The following is a 26,726-nucleotide window of genomic DNA, read 5'->3' as shown; positions in this document are numbered from 1 at the left end:
GAGGCCCGTACGGCCCTCCGCGGGGTCCGCCGCGGCGGTACGCATCCCCCGCCCTCCCCTTCCTGTTCGTTCGGTGAAAATTCCTTCACCTCGTGGGGCGGCGAGAGTCCGCCGCCGGGGAACGGCCGTCAATGGGTGAGCGGGATGCCGCGCAGAGGGCGAAGGCGAGGGGGATGCAGCCGGCGGGCCACGCTCGGAGAGTTCCGACTGTGGCCCGCGTCCTGCGTCACAGGGGCGGGAAGTGCCCGGAACCGGACTTGAACCGGTACGCCCGCGAGGGGCAGCGAGGTTTAAGCTCGCCGTGTCTGCATTCCACCATCCGGGCAGACCATGGGCTCCGCATCGAGGTTCCGAGCCTATCGGGGCGCGTCCCCCGAACAGCGGGCGTGCGTACCGATGTTGTCTTATTTTATTGACGTCTGAGGGTGCATCAGACCGCCGCACAGGCCGTCAGCACTTGCCAACAGCCTCCCGGACCCGCGCAGCCCGCGTACGGGGATTGACGGAATTTCACCGTCCGAGCGCGATCACGCCGAGCCCCGGACCAGGTCCCGGGCCGGCTCCCGGGAGTACGGCCGCGCGCCGCGCGCTCCCCGGCGGCGACCCGGACGGCTCTCAGGGCGTTCCGTCATACCCAGGTATGACACGACCGCTCGCGGTCCGACCCGAGGCTGCCCCCGGAACCGGAACAGCGGGTGACTACAGGGCGCGAATCGGCACGGACGATGGAACACGTCCCCAGCAACGTCCTCGTCCCGACAGGAGCACCCTCCCGTGACCACCACTCCCCTCGCCGGCACAAGCACCGCGGTCGCAGCCCGCGCCACGGAACTGTCGAAGGTCTACGGGCAGGGCGAGACCCAGGTGGTCGCGCTCGACCGGGTCAGCGTCGACTTCCGGCAGGCCGAGTTCACCGCGATCATGGGCCCCTCGGGGTCGGGCAAGTCCACGCTGATGCACTGCGTGGCGGGACTCGACACCTTCTCCTCCGGCTCGGTGCGCATCGGCGACACCGAACTCGGCTCCCTGAAGGACAAGCGGCTCACCAAACTGCGCCGGGACAAGATCGGCTTCATCTTCCAGGCGTTCAACCTGCTGCCGACGCTGACCGCCCTGGAGAACATCACGCTCCCGATGGACATCGCGGGCCGCAAGCCCGACAAGGAGTGGCTGGACACCGTCATCAAGATGGTCGGCCTCGCGGACCGGCTGAGCCACCGGCCCTCCCAGCTCTCCGGCGGCCAGCAGCAGCGCGTCGCCGTCGCCCGCGCCCTCGCCTCCCGCCCCGAGATCATCTTCGGCGACGAGCCGACCGGGAACCTCGACTCCCGCTCGGGCGCGGAGGTCCTCGGCTTCCTGCGCAACTCCGTCCGCGAACTCGGCCAGACCGTGGTGATGGTGACGCACGACCCGGTGGCCGCCGCCTACGCGGACCGGGTCGTCTTCCTCGCGGACGGACGGATCGTCGACGAGGTGCACGAGCCGACCGCCGACTCGGTCCTCGACCGCATGCGGAAACTTCCCGGGGGAAACCCCCGGACCCCCGAATTCGACGGCGAGAACCGCACGAGCTGACGCGGGCCGAGCCTCCCGACGCGCCCCCACTCCTCGTACACCTGGACTGAGACACACCATGTTCCGTACCGCCTTGCGCAACGTGTTCGCGCACAAGGCCAGACTCCTGATGACCGTGCTCGCCGTCCTCCTCGGCGTCGCCTTCGTCTCGGGGACCCTGGTCTTCACCAACACCATCTCGGACGCCTACCAGAAGAGCTCCGCCAAGGGCTTCGACCAGGTCGACGTCGCCATCCGCCCCGAGAGCGCGGCGGACAAGGGCGACACCCTCGGCCGGACGCACAAGCTGACGCGGCCGCTGCTCGACAAGGCGGCCGGCGTCCCGGGAGCCGCCTCCGCGATCGGAGTCGTCAACGGCTTCACCGCCATCGCCGACAAGGACGGCAAGCTCATCGGCGGCGGCTTCCAGTCCCAGGGCGGCAACTTCTGGGGCGACAAGGACCCCCGCTATCCCCTGACGGCCGGGCACGCGCCGCACGGCACCGGCGAGATCGCGATCGACGCCGAGACCGCGAAGCGGGCCGGCTACAAGGTCGGCGACACCGTACGCCTGTCGGTCGACGGTCCCGTCCTCGAGCCCGTCGTCGCCGGCGTCTTCAGCACCGACGACGGCAACGTGGCCGCGGGCGGCAGCCTCGCCCTGTTCGACACCGCGACCGCGCAGCGGCTGTTCCACTCGGCCGGCTCCTACGACGAGATCGACGTGAAGGCCGCGCCGGGCACCAGCCAGAACGCGCTGCGCGAGGCGCTCGACGCCGTCCTGCCGAAGGACACCGCCTCCACGGTCACCGGCCGTCAGCTCGCCGACGACCAGGCCGAGCAGATCTCCGCGGCGATGAGCGGCATGAAGACGGGCCTGCTCGTCTTCGCCGGGATCGCGCTGTTCGTCGGCACGTTCATCATCGCCAACACCTTCACCATGCTGGTCGCCCAGCGCACCAAGGAACTGGCGCTCCTGCGCGCCGTCGGCGCCTCCCGCCGCCAGGTCACCCGGTCGGTGCTGATCGAGGCCTTCGTGGTCGGCGCGGTGGCCGCCGTCGGCGGGCTCGCCGCGGGCATCGGCATCGGTGCCGCGATGCGCTCCCTCATGGGCACGCTCGGCGCCACGGTGCCGGACGGCCCGCTGGTCGTCTCGCCCGGCACCGTCGCCACGGCGCTGCTCGTCGGCGTCCTCGTCACGATGCTGGCCGCGTGGCTGCCCGGCCGGCGCGCCGCGAAGATCCCGCCGGTCGCCGCGATGAGCAGCCTCCACGCGAAGGCGACGACGAAGTCCCTGGTCCTGCGGAACACGATCGGCGCCCTGCTCGCTGCCGCGGGTGTCGCCGTGGTCCTCTACGCCACGACGATGGACGGCTCGGACGGCCAGGCCCCGATGGGCCTCGGCGCCGTGCTGCTCATCATCGGCGTCTTCGTCCTCACCCCGCTGCTGTCCCGGCCGCTGATCGCCGCGGCGGCTCCGGTCCTGCGGGTCTTCGGGATCTCCGGCAAGCTGGCCCGGCAGAACTCGGTGCGCAATCCGCGCCGCACCGCCGCCACCGCCTCGGCGCTGATGATCGGTCTCACGCTGATCACCGGCATGACCGTGATGGCCGGCAGCCTCCAGAAGTCGATCGACAAGATGGCCAGTTCGGCGATCAAGGCGGACTACGTCGTGTCGATGGCGAACGGCAACTCCCTCTCCCCGGACGTCGAGAAGAAGCTCGCCTCGGTCGGCGGGGTCACCGACATCAGCCCGCTGCGCAACGCGCCCTCCCGCATCGACCGGCGGACGGAGTTCCTGACCGGCGTCAACGGCGCGGCCATCGGCAAGCTCACCGAACTCGACGTCACCGACGGCGCCTTCGAGGTCGGCGGCACCAAGGTCGTGGTCGACTCGGACACGGCGAAGTCCCATGGCTGGAAGGCCGGTTCGCGCTTCCAGGTCGCGTACGAGGACGGGGCGAAGGAACGCCTGACCGTCGCCGGTGTCTATGAGGGCAACGAGATGATCCAGGGCATCATCCTCGACACCGCCGCGCTCTCCCCGCACCAGCGGGACACCTCCGACATGCAGGTCATGGTGAAGACGGCGGGCGGCGCCTCGGCCTCGGCCAAGGACAAGCTGGAGAAGGCCCTCGGCGACAACCCCGCCGTAAAGGTCCAGGACAGGCAGGACATCTCCGACGGCATCGCCCAGATGTTCACACTGATGCTGAACATGCTCTACGGCCTGCTGGCCATGGCGGTGATCGTCGCCGTCCTCGGCGTCATCAACACCCTCGCGATGTCGGTCTTCGAGCGCTCGCAGGAGATCGGGATGCTCCGCGCGATCGGCCTGGACCGCAAGGGCATCAAGCGGATGGTCCGTCTGGAGTCCCTGGTCATCTCGCTCTTCGGCGGTGTCCTCGGCATCGGTCTCGGCGTCTTCTTCGGCTGGGCGGCCGGCGAGTTGCTGGGCAGCAGGATGGCGACGTACGAACTCGTCCTGCCCTGGGGCCGGATGGCGCTCTTCCTGCTGCTCGCGGCGACCGTCGGCGTCCTGGCCGCGCTCTGGCCGGCCCGCCGGGCGGCCCGCCTGAACATGCTGGGGGCGATCAAGTCCGAGTGACCGGACACGACGACCGGGCCCGGCGACCGGGCACGGCGGCGGCCCGGGAGGACGGGTGAGCCCGGGAAGACAGGTTGAGGGGGTCCCGTTCCGGACGGAACGGGACCCCCTCCGCGTGCGCGCCGGCACTTCGGGCGCGTCAGGTCCAGGTTCTCGCCCGCAGCGGCATCCCGGAGGAGCCGGACGTGCCCGGAGTCTTCACCGCGAGCACCTGGTTGACGCCGATCTGGTTGCGCTCGAAGGCGACCGCGCTCGCCGCCATGTACAGCCGCCAGACGCGGGCCCGGCCGACACCGGTGAGCCGGACGGCGCGGGACCAGCCCGCCTCCAGATTGGCGACCCAGCGGCGCAGGGTGAGCGCGTAGTGCTCGCGCAGGGCCTCGACGTCACGCACCTCGAACCCGGCCCGTTCGAGCAGCGCCACGGTCGTCCCGACGGGGGCGAGTTCCCCGTCGGGGAACACATAGGCGTCGATGAACGCGTCGACGGCGTACGAGGATTCGTCGCGCTGCGGTCGCCGGCCGATCTGGTGGTTGAGCAGCCGCCCTCCGGGGGCGAGGAGGCGGCCGAGCGTCTCGGCGTACTCCAGGTAGCGCTCGGCGCCGACGTGTTCGGCCATCCCGATGGAGGAGATCGCGTCGTAGGGCCCGTCGGTGACGTCCCGGTAGTCCTGCACCCTGATCTCCACCCGGTCGGTCAGGCCCTCCTCCGCGACCCGTTTACGGGCGTACGCGGCCTGTTCCTGCGACAGGGTCACCCCGACCACCCGCACGCCGTGGTCGCGGGCGGCGTGCACGGCCATCGAGCCCCAGCCGCAGCCGACGTCCAGGAGCCGCTGACCGGGCTTCAGAGCCAGCTTCCGGGCGACGAGTTCGAGCTTGTCGCGCTGCGCCTCCTCCAGGGTGGCGCCCTCCTGCCAGTAGGCGCACGAGTAGACCATGGACGGGCCGAGGACGAGCGCGTAGAAGTCGTTGCCGACGTCGTAGTGGTGGCTGATCGCGCTCCGGTCGGTGCGCCTGGTGTGCAGGTGGCGGCGTCGGCGCACCTCCTCGGGGGGCGGGGCGGGCGGCAGCGGCAGTCCCGCCATCCTCACCAGCCCGCGGACGGCCGCGCGCACCTCGGGATCGCGCAGCGCCGCCCCGAGGCCGCGCGCGTCCTCGCCGCGCTCCCAGACGAGCCCGGAGATCAGGTCCAGGGCGGTGTACAGGTCCCCCTCGATGCCCAGGTCGCCGGAGACCCAGGCGCGGGCCAGCCCCAACTCGCCCGGCTTCCACAGCAGTCGGCGCAGGGCCCGCCGATTGCGGACGACGAGGGCCGGTGCCGCGGGCGGACCCGCTTCCGAACCGTCCCAGGCGCGGACGCGCAACGGGAGCGGGGTTCCCAGCAATTGTTCGACAAGGCCTTTGAGCCGCGGCGCGGCATCCTGCATGGCGTACACCTCCGAGACAGCACTCCCGAACGCTCCGACACCCGGTAAACATCTACCCGCTCAGCGCGCAGTCCCGCTTCCGCGACACAGATTCGCAAAATGTGTGTACGCGCCACACTTCAAGGAGTGCGTCGGGCGGGCCGAGCCGCGCGGGACGGAGGGAACGCCGAAGGGGCCGCCCGCACCACGGATGGCGGGCGGCCCCCTCGGGGCGTTCGGTGACCGGAGGTCAGGAGGCCTTGGCCTTCTCCTCGGTCTTGACGGCGGGCGCCGGGGCGGCCGGAGCCGGCTTGGCGGCCTCGTAGAACTCCTCGCGCGGAGTCTCCATGGCGCCCAGGGAGACGACCTCGCGCTTGAGGAACATCGCGAGCGTCCAGTCCGCGAAGACGCGGATCTTGCGGTTCCAGGTCGGCATGGCCAGACCGTGGTAGCCGCGGTGCATGTACCAGGCGAGACGGCCCTTGAGCTTGATCTTCATCTTGCCCATGACGATCATCGCGACGCCCTTGTGCAGACCGAGACCGGCCACGGCGCCCTTGTTGGCGTGCGCGTACTCCTTCTGCGGGAAGCCCCGCATACCGGAGATCACGTTGTCGCCGAGGATCTTGGCCTGACGCAGCGCGTGCTGCGCGTTCGGCGGGCACCAGGCGTTCTCGACGCCGGCCTTGCGGGCGGCGACGTCCGGCACCTGGGCGTTGTCGCCCGCGGCCCAGATGTAGTCCGTGCCCTGCACCTGGAGGGTGGTCTGGGTGTCCACGTGGCCACGCGGGCCGAGCGGCAGACCGAAGCGGGAGAGAACGGGGTTCGGCTTGACGCCGGCCGTCCAGACGATCGTGTTGGAGTCGACCTCGAGGCCGTTCTTCAGCACGACGTGGCCGTCGACGCAGGAGTCCATGGAGGTGGAGAGGTAGATCTCCACACCGCGGCTCTCCAGGTGCTCCTTGCCGTACTGGCCGAGCTTGGGGCCGACCTCGGGAAGGATCTTGTCCGCGGCGTCGACGAGGATGAAGCGCATGTCCTCGCGGGACACGCTGCTGTAGTACTTGGCCGCGTCACGGGCCATGTCCTCGACTTCACCGATGGTCTCGGCGCCGGCGAAGCCGCCACCCACGAAGACGAAGGTCAGCGCCTTGCGGCGGACGTCCTCGTCCGTGGTGGAGTCGGCCTTGTCGAGCTGCTCGAGAACGTGGTTGCGCAGGCCGATGGCCTCCTCGATGCCCTTCATGCCGATGCCCTGCTCGGCGAGACCGGGGATCGGGAAGGTGCGGGAGACCGCGCCCATCGCGATGACGAGGTAGTCGAAAGGCAGCTCGTACGCCTCGCCCACGAGGGGGGCGACCGTGGCGACCTTGCGGTCCTGGTCGATGGTGGTGACCCGGCCGGTGAGGACCTCCGCCTTGGGAAGTACACGCCGCAGCGGGACGACGACGTGCCGCGGCGAGATGCTGCCGGCGGCTGCTTCGGGGAGGAAGGGCTGGTAGGTCATGTACGACCGGGGGTCGACGACCGTGACGGTCGCCTCTCCGTAGCGCATCTGCTTGAGGATGCGCCGAGCTGCGTACAGGCCTACGTACCCACCGCCTACTACGAGGATCCTGGGACGCTCCGTGGTGCTCATGCCATCGAGTATCCACCCGCTTCAGGGGGGTCGCTCGTGCGCCCCTTCACAAGCTCGGACAGGGGCTCTGCTACACTCCGCCGCCCCCGTGACCGGGGCCATGGCGGCGGGGGTGGACCGCCGTACGGTTCGTACCGTTGTCAACACCGCGTGAGCTGCGGCCCAACCCGTTCGGCCGAGCGGACCACACCTGTGTTTCACCGCCCCGAAACGCGGCCGCAACGCTTCACCGACGATGCTGCCGGACCCGCCCGGCCCCACGGAAGGGCCCAAGTGGCCCCTTCGTGGCCTCTTCGTCGCTCAGCAGGGGCTTTTTCCTTGTGAAGAACTTCACGAAGTTTCTCGACGAAGCCCTACGGGACGGCGTCCGGGACCCCCTCCAGCACGCTCATACGCTATCCGACCCGCTCAGCCGAGGCTACCGATCAGTAGCAAAGGAGACCCGTGCCACGCCCGCGCGGCCCGGCCCACACGGCCCTCCAGAGCCCTGTTCGGCCGCCGGAGAACGCCGACGGCCCCGGCCCCTCGGGAGGGGAACCGGGGCCGCCTCACACCCGTTCTCGACGCGTCACCGGGCGCCGGGACACCCGGCCGGCACCAGTCGCCCGGCCCGCGCCGGTCACCCTGCCGGTGTCAGTCGCCCTGCCGGGCCGCTTCGGCGTCCTCCGCGACCTTGAAGGCGATGCCGTCGAGGATGTCGTGCTCGCTGACCACGACCTCCTCGGCCCCGGTCCGCTCCATGATCGAGAGCAGGACGAGGGCACCGGCCCCGATCACGTCCACCCGGCCCGGGTGCATGGAGGGGACGGCCGCGCGCTCGGCGTGGGTGGAGCGCAGCAGCCACTCGGTGATCTCGCGGACGCGCGCGAGGGAGACGCGGGAGTGGTGGATCCGCTCGGAGTCGTACTCGGCGAGGTCCAGCGCGATGGCCGCGATCGTGGTGACCGAGCCGGCCAGCCCCACCAGGGTGCGCGCCTCGCGCAGCGGGACCGTCTCCTCGGCGAGGTCGAGGGCGGCCTCGATGTCGGCGCGCATGGCCGCGACCTGCTCGGCGGTGGGCGGGTCGGTGACCGCGCCGTCGCGCACGAGGTGACGCTCCGTCATCCGTACGCAGCCGATGTCCACGGAGCGTGCCGCGCGCACCCGGTCGGCGCCGACGACGAACTCCGTCGAGCCGCCGCCGATGTCCACGACCAGGTAGGGCGTGGCGAGGTCGTCGCGCCCGGACAGTTCCCTGGTCGCGCCGGTGAAGGAGAACTCGGCCTCCTGGTCCCCGGTGACGACCTCGGGCTCGACGCCGAGGATGTCCAGGACCCCGCGCACGAACTCGTCGCGGTTCTCCGCGTCCCGGGAGGCGGAGGTGGCGACGAAGCGCAGCCGCTCGGCGCCGTGCTCCTTGATGGTCCGCGCGTAGGCGTGGCAGGCGGCGAAGGTCCGCTCCAGCGCCTCGGGGGCGAGCCGCCCGGTGCGGTCGACGCCCTGGCCCAGCCGGACGATGGTCATCCGCCGGTCCAGGTCGGTGAGTTCGCCCGTCCGCGGGTCCGCGTCGGCCACCAGGAGCCGGATGGAGTTCGTACCGCAGTCGACGGCGGCGACGCGGGTCACCGGCCGTCCTCGGCGGACTCCGCGGAACCGGTGGACTCGGCGGACTCGACGGGCTTCACGGCGAAGTGGCCGGTACCGTCCTCGGTCGTCTCGCCGGCCGGCGCGTCCGGGGTCGTCACGCACGCGCCCTTGCGCCACCACTCGGGCAGCATGGCGATGGCCTCGTCGCCGAGCGGGTTGACGCCGGGTCCGGCGGCCAGCGAGTGCGCCACCAGGACGTGCAGGCACTTCACCCGGTCCGGCATGCCGCCCGCGCTCGGGAAGCCCTCCAGGACCTCGATCGCGTCACGGCGCGCGATGTAGTCCTCGTGGGCGGCGCGGTAGGCCGCGGCCAGCTCGGGATCGGTGGCCAGCCGTTCGGTCATCTCCTTCATGACCCCGTTGGCCTCCAGCGTCCCGATCGCGGACGCGGCCCGCGGGCACGTCAGGTAGTACGTGGTCGGGAACGGCGTGCCGTCGGGGAGGCGGGGCGCCGTCTCGACCACGTCCGGCTGGCCGCAGGGGCAGCGGTGCACGATCGCGCGCAGTCCGCGCGGCGGCCGGCCGAGCTGCTGCTTGAAGGCCTCGACGTCGGCGTCGGTGGGCTCGGTGCGCGGGGTGGTGGGGGGTGGCGTTTCCATGCCGTGAGTCACGTGTCTTTCTGGTCAGTTCATGGGTCGTCAGCGGTCGGCGGCGTCGGATTTGTCCACGCCGTCCCAGACATCGGTGTACCAGGGGCGGTCGGCGGTGTCCTGTTCGGCCCGGGACTGTTTCGCGGCGTCCGGGTCGATCACGATGTAGCCGGTCTCGCCCGGCATGACGTAGTGCAGCCGCTGCCGGATCTGCTGCTCGGCGTACGCGTCGTCCTGCCAGCGCGCCTTGAGGTCGCGAAGCTGTTCGACCCGCTGCCGGGCCTGCTCCCGCTGCCGCTCCAGATCGCCGATCTGGGCGCGCTGGGAGACGTACTGCCGCATCGGGTACGCGAGGGCGACGATCAGGGAGCACAGGACCATGGCGAGCAGCGCGGCCCGGCCGGTGAGCCGGGAGCGGCGCGCCTGCCGCTTGGTCTGGGAGCGGTAGACCCTGGCCGCCGTCTGCTCGCCGAGCAGCTTCAGCCTGGTCGAGGTGGAGAACCGGTCCCGGTCCTTCACGGCCATGAGTCCCGCCTCCCCAGTACCGGCCCGCCGTACGGGCCCCTCACGTGCGTACGTCCCCGCACACGGTACGGGACCGGGTACGGGGACGTACGGAGGACGCTTCCTGAGGCGCGCGGGGCTCAGCCCTTGAAGCGCGGGAAGGCGCTGCGGCCGGCGTAGACCGCGGCGTCGTCGAGGATCTCCTCGATGCGCAGGAGCTGGTTGTACTTGGCGACGCGGTCCGAGCGGGCCGGGGCGCCGGTCTTGATCTGACCGCAGTTCACGGCGACCGCGAGGTCGGCGATGGTGACGTCCTCGGTCTCGCCGGAACGGTGGGACATCATGCACTTGAAGCCGTTGCGCTGGGCCAGCTCGACGGCGTCCAGGGTCTCGGTCAGCGAACCGATCTGGTTGACCTTGACGAGCAGGGCGTTGGCGGAGCCCTCCTCGATGCCGCGGGCCAGGCGCTCCGGGTTGGTGACGAAGAGGTCGTCGCCGACGATCTGGACCTTCTCGCCCAGCTTGTCGGTGATGACCTTCCAGCCGGCCCAGTCGTCCTCGTACAGCGGGTCCTCGATGGAGACGAGCGGGTACGCGGAGACGAGCTCCTCGTAGTACTCGGTCATCTCGGCGGCCGAGCGGGACTTGCCCTCGAACTCGTACTTGCCGTCCTTGTAGAACTCGGACGCGGCGACGTCGAGCGCGAGCGCGATCTGCTCGCCGGGGACGTAACCGGCCTGCTTGATGGCCTCGAGGATGAGGTCGAGGGCGGCGCGGTTGGACTCCAGGTTCGGGGCGAAGCCGCCCTCGTCGCCGAGGCCGGTGGACAGGCCCTTGGTCTTCAGCACCTTCTTGAGGGTGTGGTAGACCTCGGCGCCCCAGCGCAGGGCCTCGGAGAAGGACTCCGCGCCGATCGGGGCGATCATGAACTCCTGGATGTCCACGTTGGAGTCGGCGTGCGAGCCGCCGTTCAGGATGTTCATCATCGGAACGGGCAGCAGGTGCGCGTTCGGTCCGCCCAGGTAGCGGAACAGCGGCAGGTCGGACGCCTCGGAGGCGGCGTGCGCGACGGCGAGCGAGACGCCGAGGATGGCGTTGGCGCCGAGCGAGCCCTTGTTGTCGGTGGCGTCGAGGTCGAACATCGCCTGGTCGATCAGGCGCTGCTCGGTGGCGTCGTAGCCGACGAGCTCCGGGCCGATCTGCTCGATGACGGCGAGGACGGCCTTCTCGACACCCTTGCCCTGGTAGCGGTTCGGGTCACCGTCGCGAAGCTCGATGGCCTCGAACGCTCCGGTGGAGGCGCCGGACGGAACGGCGGCACGACCCGTGCTGCCGTCGTCGAGGCCGACCTCGACCTCGACCGTGGGGTTGCCTCGGGAGTCCAGGATTTCCCGGGCTACGACGACGTCGATGGACGGCACGAGCATCTCCTTATTGGGATGTGACGCGGTACGCGGAGCTTGTCAGCCCCGCGGGATGAGCCTAACCGGCTCAGGGGGATCGGCCAGCGATCGACCACCCCTTGGGCGGACTGAGCCTACATATTGTTCCTGAACGGAACAAAAAAAGAAATAAAAAACCCCGCTCCGACACGTGCGGGGGAACACGTGCCGGAGCGGGGAGCCCGTGGGGACGGGGGACCTCGGCGGGCCTCCGGTGCGTGCGGAGACCCCACGAGGGGGCGTTGCCGGCCGGGCGTCGCCCCACGAGGGGACGTTGCCTGCCGGGCGTCGCGGCGCGGTGCCGGAATCGCGGCCACCCTCCGCCGAAAGCGGCCGGGTCGACCGGCGTGCCGCGCTGCTCAGCGCAGGTGGAGCTGCTGGCCCGGGTAGATGACGTCGGCGTCGGCGACGATGTCCTTGTTCAGCTTGAACAGCTTCTGCCAGCCGCCCTTGACGTGCTTCTTCTCGGCGATCGAGCTGAGGGTGTCGCCCTTGACGACCTTGTACTCGCCGTCGCCCTTCTTGACCTTCTTGCCGGTCGGGGTGGTGACGGTCTTCTGGGCGGCGGGGCGCTCCGCGGAACGGGAGGCGGGCTGCTCCGTCGTACGGGTGGCCGGGGCGCTCTGCTGCGAGGCGCTCGACGAGGAGGGCGCCGCCGGGGCCGCCGGGGCCGAGCCGCCGCCGTACGGGGTGCTCGACAGGCCGGTGCCGCAGGTCGGCCAGGCACCCTTGCCCTGCGCGGCGAGGACCTTCTCGCCGATGGCGATCTGCTGGGACTTCGAGGCCTGGTCGGCGGTCGAGGCGTAGGCGGTACCGCCGTACGCGGCCCAGGTGGAGGACGAGAACTGCAGGCCGCCGTAGTAGCCGTTGCCGGTGTTGATCGACCAGTTGCCGCCGGACTCGCACTGGGCGACGGCGTCCCACTCGGAGCCGGTGGCCGCGGAGGCGTTGCCGGCCGCCATCAGCGGGGCCGCGATGGCGACGCCGGTGACACCGGCGAGCGTGGCGACACGGGTGGCCTTGTTCGGGCGGCGGTGCTTGCCCTTGCCGGAGAACAGCATGGAGAGATCCCCTCACCGACGCCTGCGAGGTGAGCTGTCGGGTTCGGGCCGAATGAGTTGCCCGGCCGCATGCCCTCGGTCCTGTCTCCAGGACGTCCGGCACGCGGCTTCACCCCAAGCCGTTCCCGGGTGTCTCTCGACTCCCGGACCCGGCACTTACCTTGGGTCCCCCGCTCCTGCCTACGGCGCATGACGCGACGACTGTTCCCGTACGGCCGTTGGCAGGATTCGGCGTTGCGACCGTCGGAGCCCGCTGTGGCGAGCGGTCACGACCGTAAGCAGTCGATTGCCCTAATTTCAAAGACGATCAGGGCTTCTGAGACCCATCTCTCACTTGCGCCAAATAGGACATTCCACAGCGAACCGTGACGCGAACTGCCGCTAGTTCTGCACCGTTTCGACCGTGTCCGCGATGCTCCGACCAGGAATGACGAGGCCGGGACCGCTGTCGGCCGGGGCCGTGTCCACCTTGGGCAGATCGCCCCATCCGCTTTCGAGGCCAAGGGCGTCGGAAACGCTCCAGAGGTTCCCGATGGCCTGGGCCACGTACTCGCTGTCGGCGCCGTCGGTCTCGGAGGCCGCGGCGTGACGCCCCGCGGAGCCGTCGGCCCGGCTGTCGGCCGTGCTCTCCGCCGCGCCCCCGCCACGGTGTCGCCCGGTGCCGGAACTCGACGAGGTGGAGGGGGTCGAAGATGCTTCCTTCTGACCCGACTTGGGCGATTCATCACCCTTGCCGGTCGCCGCGTCCGCGCCGTCGGAGCTCTGCGAGGCACTGGGCGTGGCGGTGCCGGTCTCCGTGCCGGAGGAGTCGCTCGAACTGGACGAATCACTCGAAGGGGATGAACTGGGCGAAGTCGCCAGGCCGGACGAGATGTACGAACCGGCGTCGTCGCCGCTGCTCGACGAGTCGCCGGCCACGCCCGTGTCGACGCTGACCCCGCCGGAGCCCTTGCTGAGACCCGAGAGCGGCCCGCACGTCGGCCAGGCCACGAGGCCCGTGTCGGCGAGCACCTTCTCGGCGACGGCTATCTGCTGCGAGCGGCTGGCCTGGTCGGCCGTCGGGGCGTACTCGAGGCCGCCGTGCGCCTCCCAGTTGTCCTGGTCGAGCTGGAGGCCGCCGTAGTACCCGTTGCCTTCGTTGGCGCTCCACGCGCCACCACTCTCGCACTGCGCGACCCGGTCCCAGGTGGTCCCGTCGGCCGCGTTCGCGCTCGCCGCGGCGAGCAACGGGATGACGATCGCCGATCCGGTCACCCCTGCGGCGACGATGAGAGCCGGGGCCTGGCGAGGGCGACGGTGACGGCCGTTCCCGGAGAGCATGCGAGAGCCTTTCGAGCGACAGCGGGGAGCACGGCGACTCCTGCTGAACGAGTGGCGCAGGTGCCGCGTTGTTGATGGGTGAAGGTAGTCGCACTCGAACGCTGGTTACAAGTCGATGCAGTACTGATCACATGAAGATCACGAATTTGACGGAGCGTCATGTCCTGGTGGCCCCAAGGGTCTTATTCCGGTATGCGGAATCACCGCTTCGACTCGACCGCCGAAGGGTCACCGATGCACCGATCGCGTCCTATTTGACCGGGGTGAACTCCACCGGAAGCGTGCGCAATCCACGCATAATGAGGCCCCCGCGCCAGCGCAAATCGGCCGAATCTCCAGCGAGTTGGAGGTCGGGAAGACGGCTGAGGAGCGTACCGAGCGCGGTCTGCCCCTCCAGCCGGGCGAGCGGCGCGCCCAGGCAGTAGTGGATGCCGTGGCCGTAGCCCAAGTGCTGAAGGTCACGTCGTGAGAGATCGAGCGTGTCCGGCTGTTCGAAGCGCTCGGGGTCGCGGTCCGCGGCCGCGAGGACCACGAGCACGGGGTCTCCGGCCGCGATGTCCTGCCCGCCGATCCGCACGTCCTCGGTCGCGAACCGCCACGTGGCCAGTTCGACGGGCCCGTCGTAGCGCAGGAGTTCCTCCACGCCCGTCTCCAGCAGCCCGCTCTCCCCCGCCGCGAGGGAGGCTTGCAGCCGGGCCCGCTGCCCGGGGTGGGTGAGCAGCGCGTGCATCCCGTTCCCGATGAGGTTGACCGTGGTCTCGAACCCGGCGAAGAGCAGGATGAAGGCCATCGCGGCGGCCTCGTTCTCGGTGAGGTGCTCGCCGTGGTCGGAGGCGCGGATGAGCCCGGAGATGAGGTCCTCGCCGGGCTCGGGCTCCGCGGTCAGCGCCTCGCGCTTGCGGTGGATGAGCTCGGCGAGATAGCCGCGCATCTTCTTCACGGACCGGGCGACCCCGCCCCTCGGCCCGCCGCCGTGCCGGATCATCATGCCCGCCCAGTCCCGGAAGTCGTCCTGGTCCTCGCGCGGGACGCCGAGCAGGTCGCAGATGGCGTAGATGGGGAGCGGGAAGGCGAACTCGTGGATGAGGTCGGCGGAACCCCTGGCCGCGAACCCGGCGATGAGCTGATCCGTCAGCTCCTGCACCCGCGGGGCGAATTCGGCCACGCGCCGGGGCGTGAACGCCTTGCTGACGAGTTTCCGCAGCCGGGTGTGGTCCGGCGGGTCGATGTTCAGCAGATGTGTCATCAGCTCGGCCTTGCGTTCCCCGGGGATCCCGGTCCGGCCCTTCGCGTGCGCGGGCTCGTCGTGATGCGCGGGATTCTTGGACAGCCGCTGGTCGGCGAGCGTCTGCTTGGCGTCGGCGTACCGCGTGACGAGCCAGGCCTCCACCCCGCTGGGCAGCCGTGTGCGGTGCACGGGCGCGTTCTCCCTGAGCCAGGCGTAGGCCGGGTAGGGGTCGGTGGCGAACTCCCAGGTGAAGAGTTCGGGGGCGGCGCTGGCGGAGGCTTCGTGCTCGGTCACTCCCCGACGGTATCCGCACCGGCGCACGGGCCCCTGCCCGACCGGAGCCGACGCCGCCCTGCCGCGCGACCGTGCGGTGTCACGGGGTGCGGCCGGTGGGTGGGGCGGGGCCGTGCCGGTGGGTGGGGCGGGGCCGTGCCGGTGGGTGGGACGGGGTGCGGCCGGTGGGTGGGGCGGGGCCGTGCCGGTGCATCAGCCCGTCGCCGTCGGACGGAGAGGTGACCGTCGGTGGCGACGGGCATCGATGTACCGGCACGTCCCCTCACGCCGGATCCCGGCCGCGGGTGCGGGATCCAGACGGTCACAGCCCCGGCCGGGGAAAGTTCAGCCCCTCCGGCGACGGTGGCGAGGGGGGGGCTCCGTCCGGTTCGTCATGGACCGTCCTGACATGGGCGACTGTTTGACCCCGGCGCCCGGCGGCTCCCTACTTTCCTGCCGTGGACCCCGAAATTCTCAGATCCAGCTTCGCGGTCGTGGAACGACGGGCCGAGTTCGCGGTCAAGTACTTCTACTCGCACCTCTTCCGCCACAACCCGCAGCTCCGCGCGCTGTTCCCGGCGGACCTCGCCCAGGACATGGAACGGCAGCGGGACCGGCTCTTCGCGTCGCTCACCTTCGTCATGGACAAGCTGGAGGATCCGGACCTGCCGCGGTATTTACGGAGCCTCGGCCGCGACCACCGCAAGTACCTGACTCGGCCCGAGCACTACGCGGCCGTGGGGGAGAGCCTGCTCGCCGCGTTCGCGGTCGTCTCGGGCTCCGCCTGGAGCGCCGAGACCGAGAAGGCCTGGACCGCCGCGTACGGGTCGATCGCCCGGAGCATGCTGCAGGGAGCCTGGGAGGCCCGGCACCACGGCGAGCCGCTCTGGTGGGACGCTGAGATCGTCTCCCGCACCCGGCACGGCGACGACCTCGTCGTCCTCACCCTGCGGCCACGGCAGCGGCTCACCTACTCCCCCGGCCAGTACGTCAGTGTCAGCGTGCCCCATCTGCCACGTGTCTGGCGCCCCTACTCCCTCGCGAACGCACCCCGCGCCGACCGCACCGTCGACCTGCACGTCAGCCGTGTCGAGGACGGCGCCCTCTCCACCGCCCTCGTCCGGCGGACCCGGGTGGGCGACGTACTGCGGCTGGGCCCGCCCGGCGGCGGCCTCACCCTGCGGACTCCGGCCGACCGGCCCCTCACCCTCATCGCGGCCGGCACGGGCTGGGCACCGGTGAAGGCCCTGCTGGAACAGCTCGACCCCGCCCACGAGGCCCGTCTGTTCCTCGTGGCCCGCGACATCGCGCACCTCTACGACCGGCCCGCCGTCGAACGCCTGCGGGCCGCGCTCCCCCGGCTCTCCGTCACCTTCATCACCCCCGCGCCCGGCCGCCCCAAGGCCCAGGCGACCGAACGGCTGCTCACCGCGCTGGGCAACCGGGCGGGCTGGACCCGGCACGACGTCTACGTCGCCGGTCCGCCCGATCTCGTCGAGGAGGTCGGCGACGCTCTCCCCCTTCTGGGGACACCGGCCGAGCGGTTCTTCCACGACCCGCTGCCACCGACCGGCGAGGGACGTCCCCGCCCGGTGGGCGCGGCCCAGTGGCTCCTGGACCGCCCACCGGCCGCCTGGCACAACCCGACCGATCGCACCCTCGGCCCCTGACCCGGCTCCCTCAGTCCTGCCCGCCCTTCTCCTCCGCCCCGCGGATCGCGTCGCGGTACGTGCGTGCCGCCGCCCGCAGGGCGGCCTCGGGGTCGACGCCCTCGGCCTCGGCCCGGACGGCCATCGCCAGCAGTTCGTACCCCACGCCCTCACCCGACGGCAGCGGAACGTCGAGTCCCGCCGTCCGCGCCCGGGACGACAGCTTGGCCGACAGGGCCAGGCCCGGCTGGCCGAGCGGCACGCCCTCGGTGACGGAGGTGCGCCGCTTCTCCTCGGCCTTGGTGCGCAGCCAGTGCTCCTTGACCTCCTCGGGCGTCGTGGCCGTCTCGTCGCCGAAGACATGGGGGTGCCGGTGGATCAGCTTGGCGACGATCCCGGCGGCCACGTCGTCGATCGAGAACGGGGCGTCCGTGTCGTCCTCGGCGATCCGGGAGTGGAACACGACCTGGAGCAGGACGTCACCGAGCTCCTCCCGCAGCTCGTCCCGGTCGCCCTCCTCGATGGCCTCGACGAGCTCGTACGCCTCCTCCAGGCCGTACTTGGCGAGGCCCTCGTGCGTCTGCCGGGACGACCAGGGGCACTCGGCGCGGATGCGGTCCATCACCTGGACGAGGTCGAGCAGGCGCGCGCCCGGCAGGTCGTACGAGGCGGGCAGGAGCTCCAGGTCCGGCATGGATATGCGGCCGGAGCCCGCGAGACGGGCCAGACCGTCGGTGAGCCGGGGTTCGCCCTCCCCGGTGGCGACGACGACCACCGAGCGGCCGCCGGCACACGCGTCGACCAGTTCCCGCGCGGTCGGGGACTCCTCGTCGACCGCGACACCGGCCTCGCGCAGATACGGCACCTGCGGATGCGCGCCGTCCGAGCACAGCACCCGGTCCGCGCCGTGCAGCGCCTGCCAGGCGGGCCAGGAGAGCAGGCCGGGCGCGACCCGGTGGCTGGTGGTGAGCAGGACGATGCGGCCGGGGCCGGCGGCGCTCGCGCCGTCGACGGTCACATCGGCCGCGGTCGCGTCGGCCGCGGTCACATCGCCGGCGGTCGCATCGGCCGCGGGCCCCTCGCCGCCCTGAGCGGTCCCCGTCGGTTCACTGGTTGCGTTCACCCCTCGAACGTAACCCACTCCGCCGACACCCCCGGAGTTGTCCACAGGGCCGGGGGCTCAGCCGATCCACCGGCCCGCGCGACGGGCTACGCGGGCTGCTGGGGCGCCGCCGAGGACACCTCGCGCACCCACGGGGTCTTCGCGTCGACGCGGCTGCTCTTCTGGACGTCCCAGGTGCCGTAGCGCGGGTTCAGGTCGACGTGGAGTTCCTTGGACGCGGCGGACATCGCCTTCCAGAAGGTGGCCTTGCCGTCGGTGGTGTTCATGTCGACACCGAGCGCGGAGGCGAGCTTGCGGGCCTCGATCTCGGTGCGCAGGCTGTCGTCGAGGCGCTCGGGCGCCACACCGTAGTTCGACAGCCAGGTCGCCTCCAGCGCCTTCGCGCCGCCCGCCTGCTGTTCGAGGGCCGACCGCATCCCTTGCGAGTCCTTGCGGGTCACCTTCACGCCGGCGTTCTCGGCCGCGCGGTCCAGCACCCGGTCCAGGACCATGCTGTGCAGGGTGTCGCGGGTGAGGGTGGCGGTGCTCGCGACGACCTGCGCGTACTGGGCGTCGTCCTTGCTGGCGGCCCGCTGTGCCGAGCGCACCTCGTCCACCCGGTCCTGCAACTGGGCGACGGTGATCCGGCTGTCTCCGACGACGGCCGCCGCACCCGGATGGGCATCGCTGCCGCACGCGGTGAGCAGAGGGGCCGCGGCGACGAGCGCGGCGGAGAGGACGAGCGCGGTGCGACGGCGGCGGTGCAAGGAAGCCTCCCGAGGAGATTGTGCGACGGTGCACAAAGTCTTGCGGTGATCGATGGTAGGCAGTGGCCCGCCTCTCGGCCAGCCATTCGACCAACGATTCACGACGACTTCAGGCACCGCCGAAGGTTCCCCGCCTCGTGGAACGCCCAGGGTCCGCCCGTACGAGTGACCGCGGCCGGCCGGTGATCCGGCCGGCCCGGCGGATGCCGCCCCTTCCCGCGACCCTCCGCGCGTCAGCCGGTGATGGCGACGGGCGCGTCCCAGGCGTCGCGGTCCACGGTGATCGTGACGCCGCCGATGGTCTCCTTGCTGTTGACCATGTACTGGTGCGCGCGGCTGTGGCCGGTGAACTGGGTCGCGCCCCAAGGCCAGTCGGTGGTCGTCGTGTTCGACTTGTCCCACAGCGCGTACCAGAGGTTGCCGGGCAGGTCCGTCTTGTCGGTCGCGGTCGCGATGGCCTTGGCGCTGGAGCTGGTGAAGCCGTAGTACCCGGAGCGGTACGTCTTGGCGCGCAGGGTCTTGTCGAAGGCGCGCACGTAGGTGAGCACGGCGTCGTTGCACGCCTTGTTCGTGATGTCGTACGACTCCATGTCGAGGTAGACCGGGCTGCCGGCCTTCATGCCGAGGGCGGCGGCCTTGGCGACCGCGTCCGCTCCGTCGGCCGCGCCGAGCGAGGCCGCGGTCGCGGTGGTGATCTTCTCGGGGCTGCTCCCGGTCTGGCAGGACGGCTGGGCGCCGACGTACAGCGGGATGAGCTTCCAGCCCAGTGTGCTGACCGACTTCACCCAGGACGCGGTGAGGTTGGGCTGGTTGCACCCGCGGTTCTTGCCGCCGATGTACACGGCCGCGGCCCCGTAGAAGCCGGTGTGCCAGGCCTTCATCGCGGTGAGCGAGGGCGCGGCGCAGGTGTCGAAGGCACGGCCGGTGTAGGTCTTCTGGGCGGGCCAGGTCGTGGCGGCCATGGAGGTCTGCGCGGCGATACCGGCACCGGCGACGACGGCGGCCCCGGCCACCCCCCACGTGATGTACCGGCGCTTCCTCGACTGACGATGGTCGGACATGTGGATCCACCCCTGATTGTGCCGGTGATACCGGCGGGTTGTGCGATGACAGCACACGCGGCGCGGAGCGCGGCGCGCGGCATGAAACAGAGCGCAACCTAACCGGCCGCGTATGCCTGTTCGGGAAAGAGAGTCTCTGGAGAATCACAAGATCCTCTATGCGCACGGCAAAAACCAGTGCCGCGACGGGCGGACGTCGCCTACGCCACCGAATCTCCGACTCAGTTCACTGGCCCCGCACCTGCCCCAGCCATTGCAGGGTCCGCCTGATCTCGACGGCGAGCGGGTGTCCGGGGCCGTGCGTCCGCTCCACGTCGTGCAGCAGCCGGGCCAGTGTGTCGTGGGCGGCGGCGCGGTCGCCCAGCGCCAGCAGCAGGTGACCGATGCGGCGGCGGACGTCGAAGGCGAGTTCCGGGTCGTCGGCCGCGTACTGGTTCTCGTAGTACGGCAGCAGCGAGCGGTACTCGGCGAGCGCCGCCGCCGGGTCGCCCAACTGCTCCAGGCACTGGGCGGATTCGTAGCGGTAGCGCAGGGACTGGGGGTCGGCCAGGCCGGCTTCGGAGGCGCGTTCGTCGGCGAGGCGGCGCAGTTCGGGCAGTGCGCGCCGGTACTGGCCGTCGTCCATGAGCGTCGCCGCGTACTGCTTGCGCAGGGTGCGCACGACCGGGGAGCGTTCGCCGTGCTGCTGTGCGGCGACGGGCAGGATCGCGCCGAGGATGTCGACGGCCTGCGTGATGCGGCCCTCTCCGAGAAGGCGCTTCACCTCGTCGACGGCGCCCGCGACATCGCTCGTCTCCGCTCGCACCGCGGGGGCCGGCCGGGGCGCGGGTGTGCGCGCACGGTCCGGCCAGGGGGCGTGCGGGCGCAGAAAAGGGCGTGTGGGGTCGAGCGGTGCCCCGGTGGGCGTTCCGCGCGCGGGCAGGAGCGGCACCAGGTCCTCGTACACCTCCTGCGCGGAGGCGGGCCGGTGCTGCGGGTCCTTGGCGAGCAGGCGCAGGACCAGGCTCTCCAGCGCCTCCGGGATCTCGGGTCGCAGCCGGCGCACGGGCAGCGGCGGCTCGTACAGGTGCCGGTGCAGCACGCCGAGCGCCGTCGAACCCTTGAACGGGACGTCGCCACTGAGCAGCTCGTGTATGAGCACGCCGAGCGCGTACAGGTCGGTGTACGGGCCCACGGCGCCGCCCATCGCCTGCTCGGGCGCCATGTAGGCGGGCGAGCCGATGGGGGAGCCGGTGTGGGTGAGGCGGGTCGTGTCGGTGTCCATGACGGAGGCGACGCCGAGGTCGAGGACGGTCACCGTGCCGTCCTGCTTCACCATCACGTTCCGCGGCTTGAGGTCGCGGTGGACGATCGGCACGGAGTGCACGGCGCTCAGTACGGCGCACAGTTGCGCGGCGACCGCGACCGCCCACTGCCACGGGTAGGGGTCGTGTTCGGCGAGGTGATCGGAGAGGTCGGCGCCGTCGACGTACTGCATGACGAGGAACAGCTCCTCGCCCTCGCTGCCCGCGTCGTGCACGGTGACCAGCCCGGGGTGGTCGACCTGGGCGGTCACCCGGCACTCGCGCGCGAAGCGGCGGCGCAGTTCGTCGGCCTCCTGGCCGACCACCTTGTCGGGGCGCAGCAGCTTCACCGCGACGCGCCGGTCGAGCCGTTGGTCGTAGGCCGTCCAGACCTGGCCCATGCCGCCCTGCCCGATGAGCGTCGCCAGTTCGTACCGCCCGGCGACGACGCGCCCGGCCTCCGCGGTCACCGGCCGCCCTCGTGATCGCCGTCGCGCCGGTCCCCGTGCCTGCGCAGATAGTCGCTGAGTTCGTCGAGCTCGGCCCGCACCTGGTCGATACGGGCGGGCGCGACGCGCTGCGGCGGGGGCTGGGGCATCGGCGTGTTCGGCGGGTACGCCCGCGGTACGGGCGGCTGCGGCTGCGGCTGCGGCTGCGGCTGCGGCTGCGGCTGCGGCTGCGATACGAGGATGCCCGGATACGGCGGGGCGGGCTGCGCGGGCCCCGGAGCGCCGTACGGTCCGTGCGCGGTCTGCATGTGGGGCGGCGCGTAGCCCGTGGACCTCCGCCACGCGTTGTGGAGGCGGATGTCGTTGGCCAGGTAGTAGGCGACGCTGCCGGCGCCGAGGATCAGTGCCACGGTCAGCGCGACATCGCCTCTCCTGTCGCTCTCCGGCACCGTACCGACGACCATGAGCGCGCCGATGGACACCGGCAGCGACACCCAGGCCGCCGTCCAGTCGAACCACCGCCCGCGCTGGATCGCCACCCGGAACAGCGGAACACAGGCGAGCAGACCGCACGACAGGAGCCCGGCGGCGGTGAACAGCACGCGCAACGTGATGACGGTTCCCGCGCTGCGGGTGGGTGGCGTCCCGCCGTGGCCGTACATGACTGCTCCCGGGCCTGTGTTCGATGTCGGAGTTCGAGCGTATAGGCCGACACGGAGGACCGGTCCCGGGTTGTACGGAGCCGTTGTCGTACCGGTCACCCCGTACGACGCCGCGGGTGACCCCTGTACGGCGGACCCTCGGCGGCCCGGGGCGACGGACGGGGCGCGCGGGACCTCTAGCCCGGGGGCACCGTCCCGTCCGTCAGTCCGTCGTACATGCCGCGGACGAGCTGGTCCCCCAGCCGGCCCGCGTGCCTGAGCGCCCGCTCGAACTCGTCGAGCGCGCGGAACCGGGCGCCGTAACGCCGCTGTTCGTCCAGCGGGAGCCGGGGCAGTTGCAGCCGGCGTACGTCGAGGCGGGTGGCGGTGGACGCGTAGCTGCTGGCCTGGCGGTTGTTGGCGGTGCCCCGCAGGAACCCGGCGAGGAACCACGGGTCGAGCGCCGCCGGATCGGGGTGCAGGAGCACGAGGTTGCGCCCCAGGACGGCGCCCGCCGTCGTGCCGTCGACCACCCGGACCACCGAGCCGCCGCCGAGCACGGGCACGACCACGTCGCCCGCCTCCGTCAGCACGGCTTCCTCGTCGCTCTCGGGCAGGGTCCCGGTGGGGCCGGTGCCGGCGAGCACGTCGTGGTCGGTGAGGACGGGCACGCGCGTCGGGCCGCCGTTCCCGCCCGTACGCATCACCAGGGCGCTCCCTCGGGCGAGTTCACCGACGGTGGTGAGCGGCCAGCGGGAGGACCGCGCGGTCGTGGCGGGGAGAGGGGTGAGACCGGAGGCCAGACGCAGTGTCTCGTCGAGGCACTCGCGCACGGCCGTGAGCTGCTCGGCACCGTCGGCCGCCGCCGGGGGCGGGAGGTGGCGGGCCGGGGCCAGGTCGACGTCGTCGTCGAGGAGTTCGATGACGGGCACCGACCGCGCCAGACCGGGCCGCTCCTGGAGCGTGCCGTCCCGGTCGTGGGCCCGCCAGGCATCGAGCACGACGTCCCTGACGGCCTGCCAGTCGGGACCGCCACGCCCCTCGCCGGCGAACTGCCCGGCGTCGGCGAGCAGCACCTCGGGCCGGGCGGGCGCCTTCTCGGGCCGGCGCAGCACCCACAGGTGCAGGGGAATGTTGTACGGGGCCGCCGCGCCGACCGGCAGCGCGACGACGGCCCGCAGCGCGCCGCGGCGCAGCAGGTCGGCGCGGATCCGGCGGCCGGAACGGCGGGAGGCCGTCGCGGGCGGCATGAGCAGAACGGCCGTGCCGCCGTCCCGCAGCCGGGCCAGCGCGTGCTGCACCCAGGCCAGCTCGGACTCGGCACGGGCCGGGAAGCCGTACTCCCAGCGGGGGTCGTAGGCCAGTTCGTCATGGCCCCAGTTGCGTTCGTTGAACGGGGGGTGGCACAGGACGGTGTCGGCGCGCAGCCGAGGAAAGGCGTCGGAGCGCAGGGTGTCGCCGACGGCCGCGCGCACGGTGGCCGGGCCGTGCAGGGCGAGCCGGAGCGCGGTGAGCGTGGCGAGTTCGGGGGCGCTGTCCTGGGCGTGGAGCTCTTGACCGGGGCCGGCGTCGAGGGCGCGCAGCAGGGCGCCGGTGCCGCAGGCCGGGTCGAGGACGGTGCGGGCGGGGCCGGCGAGGTCGGCCATGAGGCGGGCGAGCTCGGTGGGGGTGGGCGTGTACTGGCGCGGGTTGGCGTCGAGGTGCCGCCCGAGCAGGAACTCGAAGGCCTGACGGGCACCCAGTTCGGCGGCGAGCTCGGCCACCCCGCGGAGGAGGGGAGCGGAGGGGAGGAGCTGGGGGCCGGTGGGGAGGTGCACCGCTGGGGCGGCGGAGGCTGCGGTGAGTGCGGGGGTGGCGGGGGCTACCGGGGCGGTGGGGGTGTGCGGGGCCGGCGATCCCCCCGGATCGCCTTCCGGAGTGTTCACGGTGGCCGGTCGGTTCACAGCCGCCGGTCGGTTCACAGTCGCCGAGGGTGCCGCCTCCGTACCGGCGTGAACACCCCGTTCAGCCCGCACCGGCCCGATCCGTGGGGTGACCGCCTGCTCCAGCGCGGTCGGCAACAGCGCGGCGAGGCGTTCGTCGGAGCCGGCGCCCGCTTCGAGCCAGACCGTGGGCCGGTCATGGATGAGCAGCAGGACGTATCCGGCGTGGGTGAGTGCGACGGCCGGGCCCTCGGGGTGGCCGACGAGTTGCTGCCAGACGCGTTCCCGCAGGGGCACTTCGGCGAGTTTCCCCTGGTGCCGCAGCCACGCCTCGACCTCGACGAGAGCGAACGACGGACTGGTCTCCGTGCCGCCGACGGGCTTGGGGAAATCGGCGTGCCGACGGCGCCAGTTGCTCACGGCCGCGCGGCCGACGCCGGCCAGCCGTGCGATTCCGGCCGCGGTCACCTCGGTCGCGTTGTCCTGCACTCGCCCGCTCCTCTCGTCCCGCCTCGCCCCTGTGTGGCGTCGAGCATACCGATGTAGGCAAGATCTACCGGTTCACGCCGTGTACACGAATGATTTTGTGAACCATGTTGACTCGATTCACAGACCCTGGTCTTATTGACCCAGCGAACGAGCGGCTGCCGTTGAGGCGTCCGCCGGGGGAGGGGAACAGTCGTGGGCATGAAGGGCAGGGCCGCGCTGAGTGCCGCCGTGGGTCTCGTCGTCCTCGGCGTGGTCTCGGCGAACGCCGAGGAGAAGGCCGCGTTCGCGGGGAACGGCGACTTCCGGGTCGGCCCGGACATCGAGCCCGGCACCTATCGCACCACCGGCAACACCGGCGGCTCCTGCCACTGGGAACGCACCAGGGGCACCGGTCACGGCCTGGACTCCCTCATCGCGAAAGGCGACGTGACCGGCACCGCCGTCGTCACGATCAGCCCCGAGGACACCTACTTCAGGACGTCCGGCTGCGGGAACTGGAAGAAGGCCGGCTGACCCGCCGCCGTACGCCCCGCCCGTCGCACCACCCCGGCCGCCGACACCGCGCCGGCGGCGCGAGCACCTCAGAACCACACCAGAACACCGCACGGCACCGCACCACTCCACACAGCGCGACACCACACCGCACCGCACCGCACCGCACCGCACCGACCATGCACGGCCTGTGTGTTCACAGCCCCGCATCCGAAAGCCCGCCCGGGACGGCCACTCGGCCCGTACCGGCCTCACTCTCGAAGGACAGATCCCGATGCGTCATCCCTCCCGCGCGGCCAAGGCACTGCTCGCCGCCGCCGTGCTCCCGCTCGCCCTGACGGCCTGTTCCTCCGCGACAGACACCTCGACCTCCTCGTCCGCCACGGCGAAGAAGCCGTCCAAGGAGCCCAACGCCGGTCTGCTGACGGGCGCGCAGCTCAAGAAGGCACTGGCGCCCGCCTCCTTCTTCGCCGCCGGTTTCGCGGTGGATCCGAGCGGCGCGCGGGACTCCGGCACCACGTACACGGCGCCGAGCTCCTCGCCCGCGGCGAAGCCCGACTGCACGCTGCTCGGTGGTACGAGCTGGATAGCGATCACCGGCGACGCAGGGGTCTCCTTCGCCCAGAACGACTACGTCAGCAAGGACACGTCCGAGGACATCGCCCAGGAGATCGACACCTTCCGCGGCACGACCGCGGCGAAGGTGATGGCGAATCTGAAGAAGGCCGTCACCGCCTGCGCGACCTACACCGACGCGGACACGCACACCAAGGTGAAGGTCACCGGCGCCGACACCACCGGTCTCGGCGACGCGGCCTACACGATCACCCTGACCAACAGTGCCTGGCAGAACGGATCGACGCTGATCGCCGCGCAGTCCGGAACGGACGTCGTCACGGTGCTGTCCACGGACGGACACGACAACGGCGCGGCCACGGCGAAGAAGCTGACCGCCCGGATCGTGACCTCTCTGAAGGGCGAACACGAGCACGCCTGACCGCCCGGATGGGAACATGGCGCCCCCGAGCCATTTCTCGGGAGCCCGGGAATCCTCTCGGGGGTTCATGGGGTATTCGGGGGTGTGATGCACAAGCGCGTGGAAGCCGGCTGGTTCCAGCGGCTGGCGTGGTCGGTTCTGGCGGTCGGATCGTTCGGCCTGCTGGTATGGGTGCCTTTCCTGTACGTGGCGATCCGCCGGGGGCGGGGGGCCGACTGGAGCGCCTTCGTCTCGTTCGCGCTGTACGAGGTGGGGTTCGTGTCGTTGGCGAGCCTCCCGACGGGCAAGGGTGAGGCGACCTTGGGCCTGGTCGTCCTGGCCACCCTGGGCCTGGCCGTGTGGCTCCTTCTGGGCCCGCTGTTCGACAAGGTCACGCCGCGGAACGCCATGGCCGGCGTGGGCCCTGCCCCCTGGCCGGGCCAGGGAGCGGGCAACCCTTACCTGCGCTGACACCCGGCAGCGCGACGGGAGCGAGGCACCGGGCGGTTCGTCGCCGCCGGGTGCCGCGGACTCCCTCCCCGCCGGGAGCCCGACTCGATCCCGACGACCGGCCCGGCGGACAGCCCCCGACCCACCGGGCGCGGACCGGCAGCCCTCCGACGCACCGGAGCGAACCGGCAG

General features: G+C 71.5%; 21 protein-coding genes, 1 tRNA gene and 1 riboswitch. Of the genes, 6 read left to right on the top strand and 16 right to left on the bottom strand.

Features of this window, described 5'->3' with window-relative positions:
* Nucleotides 1–242: 242 nt before the first annotated feature.
* Nucleotides 243–325: transfer RNA gene (locus tag ACIQ7M_RS22390), tRNA-Leu, on the bottom strand.
* Between the two features lie 449 nt (nucleotides 326–774).
* Here ACIQ7M_RS22390 and ACIQ7M_RS22385 point away from each other — a divergent pair.
* Complete coding sequence (locus tag ACIQ7M_RS22385; protein WP_403646918.1) at nucleotides 775–1,575, top strand: ABC transporter ATP-binding protein; 801 nt, start codon at nucleotides 775–777, stop codon at nucleotides 1,573–1,575.
* A gap of 58 nt (nucleotides 1,576–1,633) precedes the next feature.
* On the top strand, nucleotides 1,634–4,162 hold the full coding sequence (locus ACIQ7M_RS22380) for an ABC transporter permease (protein ID WP_403646915.1): 2,529 nt from the start codon (nucleotides 1,634–1,636) through the stop codon (nucleotides 4,160–4,162).
* A 139-nt stretch (nucleotides 4,163–4,301) separates the two neighbouring features.
* Here ACIQ7M_RS22380 and ACIQ7M_RS22375 read toward each other — a convergent pair whose 3' ends face one another.
* From ACIQ7M_RS22375 to ACIQ7M_RS22335, 9 genes are all read right to left on the bottom strand, one after another.
* On the bottom strand, nucleotides 4,302–5,591 hold the full coding sequence (locus ACIQ7M_RS22375; RefSeq protein WP_403646912.1) for a class I SAM-dependent methyltransferase: 1,290 nt from the start codon (nucleotides 5,589–5,591) through the stop codon (nucleotides 4,302–4,304).
* Between the two features lie 229 nt (nucleotides 5,592–5,820).
* A complete protein-coding gene (locus ACIQ7M_RS22370; RefSeq protein WP_326787331.1) occupies nucleotides 5,821–7,209 on the bottom strand; it encodes an NAD(P)/FAD-dependent oxidoreductase in 1,389 nt (462 codons plus the stop codon).
* A 633-nt stretch (nucleotides 7,210–7,842) separates the two neighbouring features.
* The gene (locus ACIQ7M_RS22365; RefSeq protein ID WP_403646908.1) at nucleotides 7,843–8,814 is read right to left on the bottom strand and encodes an exopolyphosphatase; all 972 of its coding nucleotides are present in this window, start codon (nucleotides 8,812–8,814) and stop codon (nucleotides 7,843–7,845) included.
* Entirely contained in the window at nucleotides 8,811–9,434 is a 624-nt protein-coding gene (locus tag ACIQ7M_RS22360) for a DUF501 domain-containing protein (protein WP_403646905.1), read from the bottom strand. The genes ACIQ7M_RS22365 and ACIQ7M_RS22360 overlap by 4 nt, the downstream gene beginning before the upstream one ends.
* 39 nt (nucleotides 9,435–9,473) lie before the next feature.
* On the bottom strand, nucleotides 9,474–9,950 hold the full coding sequence (locus ACIQ7M_RS22355) for a septum formation initiator family protein (protein ID WP_355763761.1): 477 nt from the start codon (nucleotides 9,948–9,950) through the stop codon (nucleotides 9,474–9,476).
* A gap of 119 nt (nucleotides 9,951–10,069) precedes the next feature.
* Nucleotides 10,070–11,356 carry a phosphopyruvate hydratase gene (gene eno, locus ACIQ7M_RS22350; protein ID WP_355763758.1) on the bottom strand — a complete coding sequence of 429 codons (1,287 nt, stop codon included), beginning with the start codon at nucleotides 11,354–11,356 and terminating at the stop codon, nucleotides 10,070–10,072.
* Nucleotides 11,357–11,730: 374 nt separating this feature from the next.
* Entirely contained in the window at nucleotides 11,731–12,432 is a 702-nt protein-coding gene (locus ACIQ7M_RS22345; protein ID WP_389849138.1) for a transglycosylase family protein, read from the bottom strand.
* Nucleotides 12,433–12,436: 4 nt separating this feature from the next.
* Nucleotides 12,437–12,630, bottom strand: a riboswitch (cyclic di-AMP (ydaO/yuaA leader).
* Between the two features lie 183 nt (nucleotides 12,631–12,813).
* Complete coding sequence (locus tag ACIQ7M_RS22340; protein ID WP_403646901.1) at nucleotides 12,814–13,686, bottom strand: transglycosylase family protein; 873 nt, start codon at nucleotides 13,684–13,686, stop codon at nucleotides 12,814–12,816.
* 316 nt (nucleotides 13,687–14,002) lie between these two features.
* Nucleotides 14,003–15,274 carry a cytochrome P450 gene (locus ACIQ7M_RS22335; RefSeq protein WP_355763751.1) on the bottom strand — a complete coding sequence of 424 codons (1,272 nt, stop codon included), beginning with the start codon at nucleotides 15,272–15,274 and terminating at the stop codon, nucleotides 14,003–14,005.
* A 437-nt stretch (nucleotides 15,275–15,711) separates the two neighbouring features.
* Between ACIQ7M_RS22335 and ACIQ7M_RS22330 the strand changes: the two genes are divergently transcribed.
* Nucleotides 15,712–16,923 (top strand): globin domain-containing protein, encoded by a 1,212-nt coding sequence (locus ACIQ7M_RS22330; protein WP_403646898.1) that lies wholly within the window; start codon nucleotides 15,712–15,714, stop codon nucleotides 16,921–16,923.
* A 10-nt stretch (nucleotides 16,924–16,933) separates the two neighbouring features.
* Here ACIQ7M_RS22330 and ACIQ7M_RS22325 read toward each other — a convergent pair whose 3' ends face one another.
* From ACIQ7M_RS22325 to ACIQ7M_RS22300, 6 genes are all read right to left on the bottom strand, one after another.
* Complete coding sequence (locus tag ACIQ7M_RS22325; protein ID WP_403646999.1) at nucleotides 16,934–17,920, bottom strand: nucleoside triphosphate pyrophosphohydrolase; 987 nt, start codon at nucleotides 17,918–17,920, stop codon at nucleotides 16,934–16,936.
* Nucleotides 17,921–18,111: 191 nt separating this feature from the next.
* A complete protein-coding gene (locus tag ACIQ7M_RS22320; RefSeq protein WP_403646895.1) occupies nucleotides 18,112–18,771 on the bottom strand; it encodes a SurA N-terminal domain-containing protein in 660 nt (219 codons plus the stop codon).
* A 233-nt stretch (nucleotides 18,772–19,004) separates the two neighbouring features.
* On the bottom strand, nucleotides 19,005–19,832 hold the full coding sequence (locus tag ACIQ7M_RS22315; RefSeq protein WP_355763742.1) for a glycoside hydrolase domain-containing protein: 828 nt from the start codon (nucleotides 19,830–19,832) through the stop codon (nucleotides 19,005–19,007).
* Between the two features lie 226 nt (nucleotides 19,833–20,058).
* Nucleotides 20,059–21,543, bottom strand: coding sequence for a protein kinase (locus tag ACIQ7M_RS22310; protein ID WP_403646996.1), 1,485 nt, complete (start codon nucleotides 21,541–21,543; stop codon nucleotides 20,059–20,061).
* A gap of 38 nt (nucleotides 21,544–21,581) precedes the next feature.
* Nucleotides 21,582–22,226 (bottom strand): hypothetical protein, encoded by a 645-nt coding sequence (locus ACIQ7M_RS22305; protein ID WP_403646892.1) that lies wholly within the window; start codon nucleotides 22,224–22,226, stop codon nucleotides 21,582–21,584.
* A gap of 176 nt (nucleotides 22,227–22,402) precedes the next feature.
* Complete coding sequence (locus tag ACIQ7M_RS22300; RefSeq protein WP_403646889.1) at nucleotides 22,403–24,616, bottom strand: N-6 DNA methylase; 2,214 nt, start codon at nucleotides 24,614–24,616, stop codon at nucleotides 22,403–22,405.
* A 198-nt stretch (nucleotides 24,617–24,814) separates the two neighbouring features.
* Here ACIQ7M_RS22300 and ACIQ7M_RS22295 point away from each other — a divergent pair, with 198 nt between their 5' ends.
* From ACIQ7M_RS22295 to ACIQ7M_RS22285, 3 genes are all read left to right on the top strand, one after another.
* A complete protein-coding gene (locus ACIQ7M_RS22295) occupies nucleotides 24,815–25,129 on the top strand; it encodes a hypothetical protein (RefSeq protein ID WP_403646886.1) in 315 nt (104 codons plus the stop codon).
* Between the two features lie 253 nt (nucleotides 25,130–25,382).
* The gene (locus ACIQ7M_RS22290; RefSeq protein WP_403646883.1) at nucleotides 25,383–26,105 is read left to right on the top strand and encodes a hypothetical protein; all 723 of its coding nucleotides are present in this window, start codon (nucleotides 25,383–25,385) and stop codon (nucleotides 26,103–26,105) included.
* Between the two features lie 87 nt (nucleotides 26,106–26,192).
* The gene (locus ACIQ7M_RS22285; protein WP_403646993.1) at nucleotides 26,193–26,555 is read left to right on the top strand and encodes a hypothetical protein; all 363 of its coding nucleotides are present in this window, start codon (nucleotides 26,193–26,195) and stop codon (nucleotides 26,553–26,555) included.
* Nucleotides 26,556–26,726: the final 171 nt, after the last annotated feature.

The organism is Streptomyces sp. NPDC096324 (assembly GCF_044763015.1).
Classification (GTDB): domain Bacteria; phylum Actinomycetota; class Actinomycetes; order Streptomycetales; family Streptomycetaceae; genus Streptomyces.
Note: the sequence above shows the minus strand (reverse complement) of the source record. Positions and strands in the feature narration are given on the sequence as shown.

Excerpts from the sequence above, each read along its gene's own strand:
- ACIQ7M_RS22315 (WP_355763742.1), bottom strand. The coding sequence starts at position 19,832 with ATGTCCGACCATCGTCAGTCGAGGAAGCGCCGGTACATCACGTGGGGG.
- ACIQ7M_RS22285 (WP_403646993.1), top strand. The coding sequence starts at position 26,193 with ATGCACAAGCGCGTGGAAGCCGGCTGGTTCCAGCGGCTGGCGTGGTCG.
- ACIQ7M_RS22345 (WP_389849138.1), bottom strand. The coding sequence starts at position 12,432 with ATGCTGTTCTCCGGCAAGGGCAAGCACCGCCGCCCGAACAAGGCCACC.
- ACIQ7M_RS22380 (WP_403646915.1), top strand. The coding sequence starts at position 1,634 with ATGTTCCGTACCGCCTTGCGCAACGTGTTCGCGCACAAGGCCAGACTC.
- ACIQ7M_RS22295 (WP_403646886.1), top strand. The coding sequence starts at position 24,815 with ATGAAGGGCAGGGCCGCGCTGAGTGCCGCCGTGGGTCTCGTCGTCCTC.
- ACIQ7M_RS22370 (WP_326787331.1), bottom strand. The coding sequence starts at position 7,209 with ATGAGCACCACGGAGCGTCCCAGGATCCTCGTAGTAGGCGGTGGGTAC.
- ACIQ7M_RS22375 (WP_403646912.1), bottom strand. The coding sequence starts at position 5,591 with ATGCAGGATGCCGCGCCGCGGCTCAAAGGCCTTGTCGAACAATTGCTG.
- ACIQ7M_RS22360 (WP_403646905.1), bottom strand. The coding sequence starts at position 9,434 with ATGGAAACGCCACCCCCCACCACCCCGCGCACCGAGCCCACCGACGCC.
- eno (WP_355763758.1), bottom strand. The coding sequence starts at position 11,356 with ATGCTCGTGCCGTCCATCGACGTCGTCGTAGCCCGGGAAATCCTGGAC.
- ACIQ7M_RS22305 (WP_403646892.1), bottom strand. The coding sequence starts at position 22,226 with ATGTACGGCCACGGCGGGACGCCACCCACCCGCAGCGCGGGAACCGTC.
- ACIQ7M_RS22290 (WP_403646883.1), top strand. The coding sequence starts at position 25,383 with ATGCGTCATCCCTCCCGCGCGGCCAAGGCACTGCTCGCCGCCGCCGTG.
- ACIQ7M_RS22355 (WP_355763761.1), bottom strand. The coding sequence starts at position 9,950 with ATGGCCGTGAAGGACCGGGACCGGTTCTCCACCTCGACCAGGCTGAAG.